Raw genomic sequence first — 13,504 nt, 5'->3', positions numbered from 1 at the left:
TCCGTGACCCGGGACTTCTCATTGTCGGGGTAGCGGGATTCGAACCCACGACCTCTTCGTCCCGAACGAAGCACGCTACCAAGCTGCGCCATACCCCGGTGACAACGATGGATACTCTAGCGCCCCACCCCGAGAATCGCGAAACCGGGTCAGGCGGGCTGCGGAATCCGTTCCTGTAGAGGCGTCACCGGGACCTCGGCGTCGTCGTCGCCACCTCCCGGAACGGCGATCAGTTCCAACAGCGTGGCCTCGGGCCGACAGAACGTCCGAACAGGCACAAACGGCGAGGTCCCGAGCCCCGCCGACACGTGCAGGATGAGGTTGCGACCCCACGCCGACAGACCCTGGGCCCGCGAGCGGTCGATGCCGCAGTTGGTGACGATCGCGCCCGTCGGCAGGCACAGCTGCCCGCCGTGGGTGTGGCCGGCGAACACGAGGTCGTAGCCGTCCGCGTCGAACCGGTCGAGAACGCGCGGCTCCGGGGTGTGCGCCAGGCCGATGCGCAGATCGAACGCGGGACCGGCGGGCCCCGCGATCTCGTCGTAGTGGTCCCGGCCGATATGCGGGTCGTCGACGCCGGCGACCAGCACACGACGCCCGTCGACATTGATCTCGGCGCGGCGATGGGTGGCGTCGACCCAGCCGCGCTCGGCGAACGCCGCCCGCAGATCCCGCCACGGCAACGGGATGGAGGAGTGCTTCTTCCGGCCGATCCCGATGTAGGGCAGCGGATTCTTGGGCACCGGCGCGTAGTAGTCGTTGGAGCCGAACACGAACGCCCCGGGCCGGCCGAGCAGCGGGCCGAGCGCCTGGACGACCGACGGCACCGCCCGCTCGCTCGACAGGTTGTCGCCGGTGTTGATCACCAGATCCGGCTCGAGCGCGGCCAGCGAGGTGATGAACTGCTGCTTGCGCCTCTGGCCCGGCATCATGTGAAGGTCCGAGATGTGCAGGATCGTCAGCGGCTCGGACCCGGGGGCCAGCAGGGGCAGGGACTGGCGGCGCAGAGCGAAATTGTTGCGCTCCCAGCCGCTCGCGTAGGCGGTCCCGGCGACGACGGCCCCGGCGACCAGGGCCCCCGCACGGGTGGCCGATTGAGTGGAACTGCGGGTCTTGCGAGTGGGGCGCTGCATCCGTCCAGACTACCGGCGAAACGCGGGCCTATCTCGGCGGCGAGATGGTGATCGGGGCCAATCCGGGCACCTCGAGCACCACGGGCTCGTCGCCGATCGGGGCGTTCGGTCCACTGGCTCCCTGACCGCCGGAGGCGCCGCCCCCTGCTCTGCCACCGGAGCCGTCGGACACCCGCAACGTGACCTGGGATCCGGGGATGCCGGTCCCGCCGTCGACGCCCACGACCGTGCCGTAGGGGCGCCCGGCGCCGGAGACGAACTGGGTGTTGACGATGAAGCCGGCATTGGTGAGCAGTGACGTCGCGGCGGACTGGCTCATCCCCTCGACGTCCGGCATTCCGGATCGGCTGGTGCCCCGCTGGTAGGCGGGGTCCGGGGACGGCAGGGACACCGGGCCGTAGATGTCGGAGATCGGGGAGAACGCCGAGAACCAGGTCTGTGCGGGCTCATTTCCGCCGAACAGGTTGCCGTACGAGCACTGCCGGAGCGGGCTGGTGCACAGCTCGGTGGTGGTGGTGCCGTCGTTGAAGGCGTAGACGGCCGCCGCGTAGTTGTTGGTGAAGCCCAGGAACGCCGACGAGCGGTTGGCCTCGGTGGTCCCCGTCTTGCCGGACATCGGCAGGTTCCACCCGGCGCTACCGGCCGCCCCGGCCGCGGTGCCCGCGCCCACCGAGTCCTTGGACATGGCGACGGCGAGGGTGTTCGCGAGGCCCTCGTCGACCACCTGCTCGCAGCCCGGCTCGTTCAGTTCGACGCGCTTGCCGGTGCGATCGGTGATCGACTCGATGGGGCTCGGGGGGCACCAGACGCCGCCGGAGGACAGGGTGGCACCGACGTTGGACAGTTCGAGCGCGTTCACGGCCGACGGGCCCAGGGTGAAGGAGCCGAGGTTGTTCTTCTTGATGAACCCGCTGATCGAGTCGCCGTCGGCCGCGGTGCCCTTGCGCTCGTAGGAGCGCATGCCCAGGCGCGTGGCCATGTCCACGGTGGGGGCCACCCCGACGTCCTTGATGAGGTTGACGAACGTGGTGTTGGGCGACTGGGCGAGGGCGTCGGTCACGGACAGGGAGCCCGGGTACGAGCCCGCGTTCTCCACGCAGTACTGGCCGGGGGGACAGCCGCGGGCGCCGCCCGCACCGAGCCCGGACACCTGGACGCGGTTCGGCACGGACAGGGTCGTGTCGGCACCCATGCCCTTCTCCAGGGCCGCCGCGACCGTGAAGATCTTGAACACCGAGCCGGCACCGTCACCGACCAGGGAGAACGGCTGCGGTTGGACGGTCTGGCTGTCGCCCAACTCGAGCCCGTACTGGCGGCTCGAGGCGATCGCGACGACCTTGTGGGACTCCTTGCCCGGGCGCACGACGCTCATCACCTCGGCCACGCCTTCGGTGGCGGGGTTGCCGTAGGTGTCGAGCGCGCGCTGGACGTTGGCCTGGACGGTCTCGTCGAGGGTCGTGCGGATGGTGTAGCCGCCCTCCTCGACCATCGACCGGCTCAGGCCGTTCTCGTCGAGGTACTGGAGCACGTAATCGCAGAAGAACCCGCGATCACCCGCGGTGATGCAGCCGCGGGGATGGGAGTTGGGCCGCTCGAGAACGCCGAGGGGCTCGTTGACGAACTGCGCGCCCTCGGACGGGGTGATGGCGCCGGTGTCGACCATCGTCCTGATGACGGTGTCGCGGCGCTGCTTGGTGTCCTCGGGGTTGGCGTACGGGTTGAACTGGCTGGTCGACTGCACCATTCCGGCGAGCATCGCCGCCTGGGGGACCGTGAGGTCGGCGGCGTCGACACCGAAGTACGTCTGCGCGGCGGTCTGGATGCCGAACGAGCCGTTGCCGAACGAGATGAGGTTGAGGTACTTGGTGAGGATGTCGTCCTTGCTCATCTCGCCGTCGAGGGTGAGCGCCATACGGATCTCTTTGATCTTGCGCGCGGGGGTCGTCTCCACCGCGGCCCGGCGCTCCGCGTCGTTCTCCGCGGAGACCAGGAACTGGTAGTTCTTCACCAACTGCTGGTCGATCGTCGACGCGCCCTGCTCGACCTCGCCGGACGTGGCGTTGGTCAGCGCGGCGCGGACCGTGCCGCGCCAGTCCACCCCGTTGTGGTCGGCGAATCGCCGGTCCTCGATCGCGATGATCGCGAGTTTCATGTTCTGCGAGATCTCTTCGCTGGGGACGAGTACCCGCTGCTGGTCGTAGAGCCAGGCGATGGGCTCGCCGTTCGCGTCGGTGACCGTGGAGATGGACGGCAGGTCGCCCTTGATCAGGTCGGCCGACGTTCCGGCTAAGGAATCGGCCATCTTGTTGGACGCGAGTCCGGCCGCTCCGGCCAGCGGGAACAGCGCCCCGGCAGCCACCACCCCGGCAGCGACGCACGTCGCGACCAGCTTCCCCAGCGAACTCATACCTGACACGTGCACAGAGTACGTGACCACCCCCGCTACACCACCCTCTGCGGCCCGACCTGGACACGACTCTTTACTTCTGTTGTGTGACTGCGGTAACAATATGAGGGAACGCGAGGCGTTTCGAAATGAATGAGACCTTCATCACAGGTCTCAGCCCATGCGAGGCCTTCGCGGACACGGTGAGTACGCCGCGCCGGGTGTATTCAGAAGGCCGGAACAGCGTGCGACTGGCGCCCGTTGTTCCTTGCAGACAGGGGTTCTTCGATGACGGCTACCCTTCCCGGGACTTCCCGCTCCTCCGACGTCGGGGTCCGCCCCGGTTCAAGCAATCCTCTCGGCTCCGAGGAGACCATTATCGGGGAGGGCCGCCAGGAATGGGTGGCCCAGGCCCGCTGCAAGGACATCGATCCGGATGAACTCTTCGTCCGCGGAGCCGCCCAGCGTAAGGCGGCCTCCATCTGCCGTCACTGCCCGGTGCTGCTCCAGTGCCGTGCCGACGCGCTGGACAACCGGGTCGAGTTCGGCGTCTGGGGCGGCATGACCGAGCGTCAGCGCCGCGCACTGCTCAAGCAGCACCCCGAGGTCCGGTCCTGGGCGGACTTCTTCGCCCAGCAGATCGAGCGACACTCCGCCGTCTACTGACCCCTCGCGCCGGGAGGTTCGTCGACGGACTTCCCGGCCGCTCGACGGGCGTCCCGGCCGCTCGGCGGTCACGCCGGGCAGAGGCGGGCGGCCAGCCCTACCCGCAGAGCTGATCGCCCACCGCGCGCAGCGCCTCGATGTTGGAGATGTCGAACGGCAGCGAGGGCACGCCCACGATCCGCACGTCGGGGTGGGTGTCGGTGAACGACTCCAACAGGCGTAGTTCCTGCCGGGCGGTCCGGGCGCGGTCGGCGTGGATACGCAGCACGGCTTCGGCCTCGGGATTCTCGCCGACGAGTCGGTCAGCGGCGGCCCCGGCCTGCTCGGCGCTGATGTCGGTCAGCCGCGGGTGCGTCCGGTTGATCACCACCCCCGACAGCGGCATGTTCTCCTCGGACAGTCGTTCGGCGAAGAACGCCGCCTCGCGTAGCGCCGGCCGCTCGGCCGAGGAGACCACCAGGAACTCGGTGCCCTTGCGCCGCAGTATCTCCTGCGTGCGTGCGGCGCGTGCGGTGAACCCGCCGAAGGTCGTGTCGAGCGCCACCACCACCTCGGACGCGTCCTTGAGCATCGATGAGCCGACCACCGCGGACACCCCACGCATGGCCGTGCTCATCGCGCCGGTCACCAGCCGCCCCACGCCGCGGCCGGGCGCGGACAGCAACCGCATGAGCCGACTGTCGAGGAACGAGCCGAGCCGGCTCGGGGCGTCGAGGAAGTCGAGTGCGTTGCGGGAGGGAGGAGTGTCGACGACGACGAGATCCCACGTCGAATCCTCGAGCAGTTGCCCGAGCTTCTCCATGGCCATGTATTCCTGCGTGCCCGCGAACGAGGTGACCATCGTCTGGTAGAAGCGGTTGTCGAGGATCGACCGGGCCTTCTCGGGCGTGGTGTTGGCGGTGACCAGTTCGTCAAACGTGCGACGCATGTCGAGCATCATCGCGTGCAACGACCCGCCCGCCTCGCCCTGCTCCGCGGTGAGTTCCACGGGGGAGGGCTCGTTGGAGAGCTCGTCGATCCCGAGGGCCTGGGCGAGCCGGCGGGCAGGGTCGATGGTCAGCACCACGGTGTCGCGGCCGAGCTCGGCGGCCCGCAACGCGACGGCCGCGGCGGTGGTGGTCTTACCCACGCCGCCGGCCCCGGTGCAGACCACCACGCGGGTCTGGAGGTCGGTGAGCAGTGCGGTGATGTCGAGATGACTGGCCATGTCAGCGGACTCCCTGGTCGACGAGGGCGGAGGCGAGGTCGTAGAGATCGGTGACCTCGACCCCGTGCGGGAGGGCGGGCAGGACGAGGGTGGGGCATCCGGCCGACGTCAGCGTTTCGCCGGCCCGCAGCTGACCGCGTGCGACGCGCGCGTGTTCGATGGCCTCCACCAGGAGCCCCTGAAGCCCTTCGTCGTCGACCTCGACACCGGTGGCCTCGAGGCCGGTGAGCACGGCCGCGGCGTCGATCTCCTCCTCGGCGACGCGCTCGAGCGCGGCGTCGTCCAGATGCCGGGACTCGGCGCGGTTGATGACCACCTGTCCCATCCGCAGGCCGTGGCCCTTGAGCTCGGTGATCGCCTCGAGGGTCTCCTGCACCGGCAGGGACTCGAGCAGCGTCACCAGGTGGACGACGGTGCGCTCGGAGTGGACCAGCTCGGCCACCGCCTCCGCCTGGCGACGGATGGGACCGCCGCCGCCGGCGAGGTCGGCCATCGCGGTGGTCACGTCGAGGAACTTGCCGATCCGGCCCGTGGGCGGGGCGTCCACCACCACGGCGTCGTAGACGACCTCCTTCTTGGCGCGCTCGCGCGTGACGACCTCGTAGATCTTGCCGGTGAGCAGCACGTCCTTGAGCCCGGGCGCGATGGTGGTGGCGAACTCGATCGCGCCGACCGACTTCATGACCCTGCCCACCACTCCCAGGCGGTAGAACGTGTCGAGATAGTCGAGCATCGCGGCCTCGATGTCGATCGCCAGTCCGTACACCTTGCCGCCGCCGTCGACCCGCGCGACCAGTTCCTCGCGGTAGGGCAGCGGGGACCGGTCGAAGATCCGGGCGATGCCCTGACGTTCCTCGACCTCCACCAGCAGGACCTTCTTGCCGGTCGAGGCCAGCGCGAGCGCGAGGGAGGCGGCGACCGTGGTCTTGCCGGTGCCACCCTTTCCGGACACGTAGTGCAGATCGGCGCGCTTCGAGTCGTCGGACCAGCCGGTCGACAACTCGTCGGCGATGGTCGGCCGCGGTGGCGCCTGGGGGCCCGAACTCTCAGTGGACGGCATGTGCTCCAGACTAAGCCCAGTGACCATCCCGCGCGGGTCGCTCCCGACTTCCCTAGAGTGGGGGCATGAGCGAAGCCACCAGTGCCCCCCGGTTCGAGTACGTGACGGTTCCCCTGCTGACGCACGCCACCAAGCAGATCCTCGATCAGTGGGGAGGCGACGGCTGGGAGCTGGTCTCCGTGCTGCCCGGCCCCACGGGCGAACAGCATGTCGCCTACATGAAGCGTCAGCTCTGATGCCCGAGACCGAGTCCGCCGGTTACTGGACCCGCAAGCTGGAGCAGATGGGGCTGGAGCTGCCGACGGTCGTGCCGCCGGTCGCCAACTACGTCCCCGCCACGCGGGTCGGCAACTTCGTCTACACCTCCGGCCAGCTGCCGATGGTCGACGGCGCGCTCGCCGCGACCGGCAAGGTCGGTGCCGCGGTGTCGCCCGAGCAGGCCACGGACCTGGCTCGCACCTGCGCGCTCAACGCGCTCGCCGCGGTCGACGGTCTCGTCGGCATCGACTGCGTGGTGCGGATCGTCAAGGTCGTTGGATTTGTCGCCTCCGCGCCGGGCTTCAACGGCCAGCCGGCCGTGCTCAACGGCGCCTCGGACGTGCTGGGTGAGATCTTCGGCGACTCGGGCGTCCACGCCCGTTCGGCCGTCGGCGTCTCGGAGCTCCCGCTCGACGCGCCGGTCGAGGTCGAGCTCATCATCGAGGTCGAGGGATAGATCAGATGTCTGCAGGACTGGCCCCCATCAGTTTTCCGGCGTACGAGACGCTGCGCCCCGTCACGGAGCTGTCCGGGGTCATCCTCTGCGACAACCCCTCCGAGATGACGTTCGAGGGGACCAACACGGTCGTCCTGCGGGCGCCCGGGTCGCCGACCTGTGTGGTGGTGGACCCGGGGCCCGACGACCGCGCGCACGCCGAGCGGATCGCGGCGATCGTGGGGGAGATCGAGCTCGTCGTCGTCACCCATCGCCACGGCGACCACACCGACGGCATCGACCACCTTCGCGCGTTCACCGACGCCCCCGTGCGGGCCGTGCAGGAGCGCTTCTGCCGCGATGCGGCACCGTTGGTGCCGGGTGGTGGGGACGACGACGAGGTGATTCACGCTGCCGGCCTGGACATCATCGTGCTGGCGACCCCGGGCCACACCGCGGACTCGGTGAGTCTCGAAGTCCGGGCCGCAGGTACCGGGTTCACCGCGCCGGCCGACTGCGTGGTCCTCGGCGACACGATCCTGGGCCGGGATTCGACGGTGCTCGACTCGACCGACGGCGACCTCGGCGACTACCTGGGCAGCATGGACCTGCTGGCCGGGCGGGCCGCCGGGGTGACCGGAATCCCCGGGCACGGACCGGACGTCGAGGACACCGGCCGCGCCGCCCAGGTGCTCGGGCAGCACAGGCGGGATCGGCTCGAGCAGATCATCGCCGCCCGCGCCGAGCTGGGCCGCGATGCCGACGCCACCGCGATCACGCAGCACATCTACCGCGACGTGACGCCCTTCCTGCTCAAGGTGGCCGAGCAGTCGACCAAGGTGGCGCTGCGCTACCTCGACCGCCTCGACTCCGACGCCGGCGCCTGACCCCCGCGCCACCCCGCCGAGTGGCCGCACCGCTTCACGTTTCCCTGGACGCGGCGCGGCGCGAGCGAGATCTGCGCCCCTTCGACGGCGAGTAGTCGAGAGCGCGACTGAAGTGCGCGAGTGGCCGTCCGACTCAACGAGAAGAGGGTTCCGCGCACCTGCCTCTCGGGCGATGTGTGCGGAACCCTCTTCTCGACGGGTCGACGGGTTGGTGGCGGCGCGGAGGCCGGGGCCCGTGGGCTGCGGCGGCCAAGGCCCCGGCGGGCGGGGTGCGGGTCAGCGGGCGCGGCGGGCCAGACGCTCGGTGTCCGAGATGATGACGCTCTTGCCCTCGAGCCGCAGCCAGCCGCGGTGTGCGAACTCGGCCAGGGCCTTGTTCACGGTCTCGCGCGAGGCGCCGACCAGCTGGGCGATCTCCTCCTGCGTGAGGTCGTGCGTCACGCGGATGTTGCCGCCCTCCTGCGTGCCGAACCGCTGGGCGAGCTGCAGCAGCGCCTTGGCCACGCGGCCGGGGACGTCGGTGAAGATCAGGTCCGCCAGGTTGTTGTTCGTGCGGCGCAGACGACGTGCGAGCACCCGCAGCAGCTGGTCGGAGATCTCGGGCCGCTCGGCGATCCAGCGCTTGAGCGCGGACCGGTCCATGGCCTGCACGGTCACGTCGGTGACACACACGGCCGACGAGGTGCGCGGGCCCGGGTCGAAGATGGAGAGCTCGCCGAACATGTCGGACGGGCCCAGGATGGACAGCAGGTTCTCGCGGCCGTCCGGCGCCTTGCGGGAGAGTTTCACCTTGCCGGAGGTGACGATGTACAGGCTGTCGCCCTGCTCGCCCTCGCGGATGATCACGTCACCCTTCGAGTATTCCTCGCGCGTCAGGTCGTCACGTAGGGCGGACACCGCTGCGGGTTCGACACCTTGGAAAATACCTGCCCGGGTGAGGACGTCGTCGGCAGACTGGTCCGTGCGGCGATCAATCGTCACAGTCTGTGACCCTCCGTTCGGGCGCGGACATGCTGATCCGCGCCATGGCGTGCGTGTGGCGAAAACCACTGTAGTCGTTCATGCCCCGCTGGTGTGACCAACGCGCGGTCGAACTGCGGCAGTCAGGCCTCGATCTGTTCGGGTTCGGCGAGGATCGCTGACTCGAACCTGTCCATGAGGAGCGCGAAGCCGGCCAGGAGGACCGGAACCAGAACGACGAGGATTCCCTGCATGGGTCTGATTATCCACCCCCGGCCCCACCTCCGCTGCCCGGGTGCGCCGAATCATCAGCACCTCGGCCGTCCGGCCTGACGGGGAGGTCTCATCACAGCGGCGCGCGCGGCTCGGTGGCCGAACTCGTCGGAGCGGCTGCTCGCCGGGGACCTGACTAGCCGTAATGTGGACTCATGCCCGACCCCGCTCCCGCTTCCCCGAAGCGTCGCAGGCGAGGGGTTGCCGCGAGGGGGGTGGAAACCGACCTCGGGCGCACCCGCCGCGCCAGACGCATGCTCCGCACACTCGAGACCGCGTTCCCGCACGTGTACTGCGAGCTCGATTTCACGGACCCGCTCGAGCTGAGCGTGGCCACCATCCTGTCGGCCCAGTGCACTGACAAGAGGGTCAACGAGGTCACCCCGGCGCTGTTCAAGCGCTACCGGACCGCCGCCGACTACGCGGGCTCGGACCGGGAGGAGCTCGAGTCACTCATCCGCCCCACGGGCTTCTACCGGAACAAGGCGCGGAGCATCCAGGGCCTCGGCGCGGCCCTGGTGGAGAAGTACGACGGCGAGGTGCCGCAGCGGCTCGAGGACCTGGTCACCCTCCCGGGTTTCGGCCGGAAGACCGCCAACGTGGTCCTCGGCAACGCCTTCGGCGTCCCGGGCATCACCGTCGACACGCACTTCATGCGACTGGTGGCCCGGTGGAAGTGGACGGAGGCGACCGACCCGGTGCGCATCGAGCGTGAGGTGGCCACGCTGCTGCCACGCCCGACCTGGACTGATGCCAGTCACCGGATCATCTTCCACGGCCGCCGCGTGTGCCACGCCCGTACCGCCGCGTGCGGGGCGTGCGTCCTGGCCGACGACTGCCCGTCCGCGGGCGAGGCCGGCCCGCTCGATCCGGTGGCCGCAGCCCGCCTCGTGGCCGGGCCCGAACGAGACCACCTTCTGGAGTTGGTCGGACTGGGAGATCAGGTATGACCGCCTCGATTCGGTGGACGATCGTCGCGTTCGTGGTGCTGGTCGGCGTCGTCGTCGCCCTTCTCACCACCCTGGGTGGCTCCGAGGACGACACCACCGCCCAGGCCGGGAACGACACCCCCGCCCTGTCTCCCCAGGCCGCGCCGCCCGTCGGCGGCCCCTCGCCGGATGAGCCCGTCACGGTCGTGGACCCCGAGGCACGCGCCGCCGTCGACCTCCCCGAGTGCCGCGACAGCGCTGCCGCGGCCACCACGGAGGGCCCCGTCGCAGGCCTCATGGTGCGCTGCATGGACGACGGTTCCACCACCACGCTGGGCAAGATCCAGGCCGGCACGCCGATGGTGATCAACATGTGGGCCTACTGGTGCGAGCCGTGCCGCCGCGAGCTGCCCGCCATCCAGGAGGCCGCCGACACGCTCGGCGACCGGGTGCGGGTGGTCGTCTCCCACACCGACCCGTCCGAGACCAAGGGCTTCGACACGCTCGGCGCGCTGGGGATCGATCAGATGATCTCCGTCTCCGACCAGGAGGAGGAGCTGCCCGGAATCCTCGGTGCGCCGCCCGTGCTTCCGCTGACCGTCTTCGTGCGCGCCGACGGCACCGTGGCGCACGTGCTCATCCAGCCGATGTACAGCGAGCAGGACGTGCTGGACGCCGTCTCCGAGCACCTCGGGGTGACGGTGTGACCGCCGATCCCCGGGGCGGGTCCGCGCCCGCCGAGAACATCGGCTCCACGCCCCGCGCCGACGCGCCCGCCGTGTGGACGCCCCGCACCACCGACGGCCCCGTGCCCCGGCCCGGGGACATCACCGGCGTCCCGCACCCCGGGTGGATGGACCCGCTGCTGGCGGCGTGCACCGACGGCAGTTTCGACGGACTGCTGCCCAAGCGGCGCCCGCCCGAGGACCGCGGCGCAGGCGAGGTCGGCCGTCCGCACCGCGACGCGGCCGTGCTCGTGCTGTTCTCCGGATCCCCGGACGCGGCCGGGCCGCGCCCGCCGCGCGACGCCCGCGTCCTGCTCACCCACCGCGCGCCCACGCTGCGCAGCCACTCCGGGCAGGTGTCGTTCCCCGGAGGGGGCGTCGACGACACCGACAGCGGGCCCGTCGAGGCGGCCCTGCGCGAGTCGTGGGAGGAGACCGGCCTCGACCCGGACGGCGTGGACGTGCTCGCGGTGCTGCCCGAGCTCTACATCCCGGTCTCCAACTACTCGGTCGCGCCCGTGATCGGCTACTGGCGGGACCCGATGGAGGTCGACGTGGTGGACCCGGGCGAGACGTCGCGGGTGATGACCGTCCCCGTCGACGAGCTGCTCGACCCCGCCAACCGGTTCCTCCTGCGGCACACCACCGGCTGGACCGGCCCGGCGTTCGGACACGACGACCTGGTGGTGTGGGGCTTCACCGCGGGCATCCTCGCCGCCATGTTCCACTCGGCCGGCTGGGATCTGGACTGGGACACCAGCGACATCCGCGACCTCGAGAAGACCCTCGAGGCGTCCGGAAACGGGGAGCGGCACCGCATGTCGGCCGAGGAGGCCCGCCGCGAGCACGCCGATCCGTTGGCCGACCGCACCGTCGCCGGAGTGCCCGGCGTGCGCTCGGGGCATGACGACGACGACGCGGTCGCCGGCGCCACGGACACCGGTGCGGCTGCTGACGCCGATCCCTCTTGTACCGACGGCTCCGCCCCCGGCACCTCTGACTCCGAGGCCCCCGGCCCCGGCGGCTCCGCCGCGGAGGCTCCCCCCGGCGAGGAGCCGCTGGACCTGCCCGCCGACAACCCGCGCCGGGGGTACCGGTGACGGGGTCCCAGTGGCTCGATCTGGCCCTGTTCGCGCTCGCCGCGGCAGCGGCCATCTCGGGCTGGATCAACGGCGCCGCGGCCTCGGGTTTCGCGCTGCTGGGCGTGGGCATCGGCGCTACATCCGGACTGCTGGTCGCGCCCCATCTCGTCCGTGAGATCGACTCGCCACTCGGCAGGCTGTCGGCCGGGCTGGCGGTCATCGCGGTGATGGTGATCATCGGTCAGATCGCCGGCGTCACCATCGGGCGGGCGGCCAGGAGATACCTCTCGGGCACCGGGGCCAGACTCATCGACTCGACGGTGGGCGCGGTGTTCCAGGCCGCCGCGATGCTGCTGGTGGCGTGGCTCGTCGCCGTGCCCGTCGCCGCGCAGGAGGGCACCTCGCTGGGCAAGGCCGTCCGAGGGTCGTCGGTGCTGGCGAAGGTCGACGACATCGCGCCCGAGCAGTTGCAGCGGATCCCGGCGGAGTTCACCTCGGTTCTCGGCACCACCGGCCTGCCGGACATCCTCGGGCCGTTCGGGACGACCCCGTTGCAGGAGGTGGAGCCGCCGGACCCGGTGCTCTCGTCCTCCGAGGTCGTCAACCGGGTCGAGCCGTCGGTGCTGAAGATCCTCGGGCGCGCCGAATCGTGCAGCCGCGCGCTGGAGGGCTCGGGCTTCGTGGCGGCGCCGGGCCTGGTCATGACCAACGCGCACGTCGTGGCGGGCACGGACCGGGTGACCGTGCAGTCTGATGGGCGCGACCTGCCCGCCGAGGTCGTGGTCTTCGACCCCGGCGTGGACGTGGCCGTGCTGAGGGTTCCCGAGCTGTCGGCGCCGGTGCTGCCGTTCGCCGCGGAGCGCGCCCGGACCGGGGACAACGCGATCGTGCTGGGCTATCCCGGAAACGGTCCGTACCGCCCCGACGCCGCGCGTATCCGCGAGCGCGTGACCCTGCGCGGGCCGGACATCTACCGCCAGCAGACCGTCGAGCGCGAGGTGTACATCCTGCGGGGCACCGTGCGCGAGGGCAACTCCGGCGGCCCGCTGGTCACGCCGGAGGGCGAGGTCGCGGGCGTGGTGTTCGGCGCGGCGATGGATGCCGACGACACCGGCTACGCGCTCACCGTCGAGCAGGTGTTGCCGCAGCTCATGGAGGCGCTGGAGGCCCCGGGTCCCGTGCCGACCGGCTCCTGCGTGGGCGCGGCCTGACGGTTGGCGTGGCGGTTGGCCTGACAGTTGGCCCGGCGCGCACGCCAGGCCCCCGGTGGCACCCAGTGGTGCCCTGTGGTGCGCAGCCGCCGGTGACGTCCAACATCCAGTTGCACCCAGCACCCAGTGGCGCTAAGCGGCAGTTGCACGACATCCCTTCGCGGTTGCAAGACTTCTGGTGCGGTTCGACGGGGGTTTTCGCACGTTCTGTCAGGCAATCGCGAAGGGATGTCTTGCAACTGCGGGGATCGGGCGGTTGTGGGTTGGACGGTCGTGGATTGGGCGGCTGTG

General features: G+C 70.5%; 13 protein-coding genes and 1 tRNA gene. 8 read left to right on the top strand and 6 right to left on the bottom strand.

The window, feature by feature from the left end; genetic code table 11:
- Positions 1 to 24: 24 nt before the first annotated feature.
- From ACWGLC_RS13675 to ACWGLC_RS13665, 3 genes are all read right to left on the bottom strand, one after another.
- A tRNA-Pro gene (locus ACWGLC_RS13675) sits at positions 25 to 98 on the bottom strand.
- Between the two features lie 51 nt (positions 99 to 149).
- Positions 150 to 1,133 carry a metallophosphoesterase gene (locus tag ACWGLC_RS13670; protein WP_452100393.1) on the bottom strand — a complete coding sequence of 328 codons (984 nt, stop codon included), beginning with the start codon at positions 1,131 to 1,133 and terminating at the stop codon, positions 150 to 152.
- Positions 1,134 to 1,161: 28 nt separating this feature from the next.
- Positions 1,162 to 3,540 (bottom strand): transglycosylase domain-containing protein, encoded by a 2,379-nt coding sequence (locus tag ACWGLC_RS13665; RefSeq protein WP_452100411.1) that lies wholly within the window; start codon positions 3,538 to 3,540, stop codon positions 1,162 to 1,164.
- 267 nt (positions 3,541 to 3,807) lie between these two features.
- On the opposite strand from ACWGLC_RS13665, the gene ACWGLC_RS13660 reads away from it, so the two are divergent.
- Positions 3,808 to 4,185: a WhiB family transcriptional regulator gene (locus ACWGLC_RS13660; RefSeq protein ID WP_230929843.1), complete on the top strand. Its 378-nt coding sequence runs from the start codon at positions 3,808 to 3,810 to the stop codon at positions 4,183 to 4,185.
- Between the two features lie 97 nt (positions 4,186 to 4,282).
- On the opposite strand, the gene ACWGLC_RS13655 is transcribed toward ACWGLC_RS13660, so the two are convergent.
- The gene (locus ACWGLC_RS13655; RefSeq protein WP_452100392.1) at positions 4,283 to 5,392 is read right to left on the bottom strand and encodes an ArsA family ATPase; all 1,110 of its coding nucleotides are present in this window, start codon (positions 5,390 to 5,392) and stop codon (positions 4,283 to 4,285) included.
- 1 nt (position 5,393) lies between these two features.
- Positions 5,394 to 6,452: an ArsA-related P-loop ATPase gene (locus ACWGLC_RS13650; protein ID WP_452100391.1), complete on the bottom strand. Its 1,059-nt coding sequence runs from the start codon at positions 6,450 to 6,452 to the stop codon at positions 5,394 to 5,396.
- Positions 6,453 to 6,517: 65 nt separating this feature from the next.
- Here ACWGLC_RS13650 and ACWGLC_RS13645 point away from each other — a divergent pair, with 65 nt between their 5' ends.
- From ACWGLC_RS13645 to ACWGLC_RS13635, 3 genes are read left to right on the top strand one after another with little or no spacing between them, the layout of a single operon-like run.
- Positions 6,518 to 6,688, top strand: a complete 171-nt coding sequence (locus ACWGLC_RS13645; protein ID WP_230929846.1) for a DUF4177 domain-containing protein — start codon at positions 6,518 to 6,520, stop codon at positions 6,686 to 6,688.
- Entirely contained in the window at positions 6,688 to 7,167 is a 480-nt protein-coding gene (locus ACWGLC_RS13640) for a RidA family protein (protein ID WP_452100390.1), read from the top strand. Before ACWGLC_RS13645 ends, ACWGLC_RS13640 begins: the two co-directional genes overlap by 1 nt.
- A 5-nt stretch (positions 7,168 to 7,172) precedes the next feature.
- Positions 7,173 to 8,033 (top strand): MBL fold metallo-hydrolase, encoded by an 861-nt coding sequence (locus ACWGLC_RS13635; protein WP_452100389.1) that lies wholly within the window; start codon positions 7,173 to 7,175, stop codon positions 8,031 to 8,033.
- A gap of 276 nt (positions 8,034 to 8,309) precedes the next feature.
- Here ACWGLC_RS13635 and ACWGLC_RS13630 read toward each other — a convergent pair whose 3' ends face one another.
- The gene (locus ACWGLC_RS13630) at positions 8,310 to 9,014 is read right to left on the bottom strand and encodes a Crp/Fnr family transcriptional regulator (protein ID WP_295653576.1); all 705 of its coding nucleotides are present in this window, start codon (positions 9,012 to 9,014) and stop codon (positions 8,310 to 8,312) included.
- 506 nt (positions 9,015 to 9,520) lie between these two features.
- Between ACWGLC_RS13630 and nth the strand changes: the two genes are divergently transcribed.
- From nth to ACWGLC_RS13610, 4 genes are read left to right on the top strand one after another with little or no spacing between them, the layout of a single operon-like run.
- On the top strand, positions 9,521 to 10,216 hold the full coding sequence (gene nth, locus ACWGLC_RS13625) for an endonuclease III (RefSeq protein WP_452100410.1): 696 nt from the start codon (positions 9,521 to 9,523) through the stop codon (positions 10,214 to 10,216).
- Positions 10,213 to 10,902: a TlpA family protein disulfide reductase gene (locus ACWGLC_RS13620; protein ID WP_452100388.1), complete on the top strand. Its 690-nt coding sequence runs from the start codon at positions 10,213 to 10,215 to the stop codon at positions 10,900 to 10,902. Before nth ends, ACWGLC_RS13620 begins: the two co-directional genes overlap by 4 nt.
- The gene (locus tag ACWGLC_RS13615; protein ID WP_452100387.1) at positions 10,899 to 12,020 is read left to right on the top strand and encodes an NUDIX hydrolase; all 1,122 of its coding nucleotides are present in this window, start codon (positions 10,899 to 10,901) and stop codon (positions 12,018 to 12,020) included. Before ACWGLC_RS13620 ends, ACWGLC_RS13615 begins: the two co-directional genes overlap by 4 nt.
- Complete coding sequence (locus ACWGLC_RS13610) at positions 12,017 to 13,213, top strand: MarP family serine protease (protein ID WP_452100386.1); 1,197 nt, start codon at positions 12,017 to 12,019, stop codon at positions 13,211 to 13,213. The genes ACWGLC_RS13615 and ACWGLC_RS13610 overlap by 4 nt, the downstream gene beginning before the upstream one ends.
- The last annotated feature ends 291 nt before the right edge of the window (positions 13,214 to 13,504 follow it).

It is taken from the genome of Dietzia sp. NPDC055877 (assembly GCF_053615975.1).
Note: the sequence above shows the minus strand (reverse complement) of the source record. Positions and strands in the feature narration are given on the sequence as shown.

What these genes read in the sequence shown, in the direction of transcription:
- ACWGLC_RS13670 (WP_452100393.1), bottom strand. Translation starts at nt 1,133, where the DNA reads ATGCAGCGCCCCACTCGCAAGACCCGCAGTTCCACTCAATCGGCCACC.
- ACWGLC_RS13635 (WP_452100389.1), top strand. Translation starts at nt 7,173, where the DNA reads ATGTCTGCAGGACTGGCCCCCATCAGTTTTCCGGCGTACGAGACGCTG.
- ACWGLC_RS13620 (WP_452100388.1), top strand. Translation starts at nt 10,213, where the DNA reads ATGACCGCCTCGATTCGGTGGACGATCGTCGCGTTCGTGGTGCTGGTC.
- ACWGLC_RS13665 (WP_452100411.1), bottom strand. Translation starts at nt 3,540, where the DNA reads ATGAGTTCGCTGGGGAAGCTGGTCGCGACGTGCGTCGCTGCCGGGGTG.
- ACWGLC_RS13650 (WP_452100391.1), bottom strand. Translation starts at nt 6,452, where the DNA reads ATGCCGTCCACTGAGAGTTCGGGCCCCCAGGCGCCACCGCGGCCGACC.
- ACWGLC_RS13645 (WP_230929846.1), top strand. Translation starts at nt 6,518, where the DNA reads ATGAGCGAAGCCACCAGTGCCCCCCGGTTCGAGTACGTGACGGTTCCC.
- ACWGLC_RS13655 (WP_452100392.1), bottom strand. Translation starts at nt 5,392, where the DNA reads ATGGCCAGTCATCTCGACATCACCGCACTGCTCACCGACCTCCAGACC.
- ACWGLC_RS13640 (WP_452100390.1), top strand. Translation starts at nt 6,688, where the DNA reads ATGCCCGAGACCGAGTCCGCCGGTTACTGGACCCGCAAGCTGGAGCAG.
- nth (WP_452100410.1), top strand. Translation starts at nt 9,521, where the DNA reads ATGCTCCGCACACTCGAGACCGCGTTCCCGCACGTGTACTGCGAGCTC.
- ACWGLC_RS13660 (WP_230929843.1), top strand. Translation starts at nt 3,808, where the DNA reads ATGACGGCTACCCTTCCCGGGACTTCCCGCTCCTCCGACGTCGGGGTC.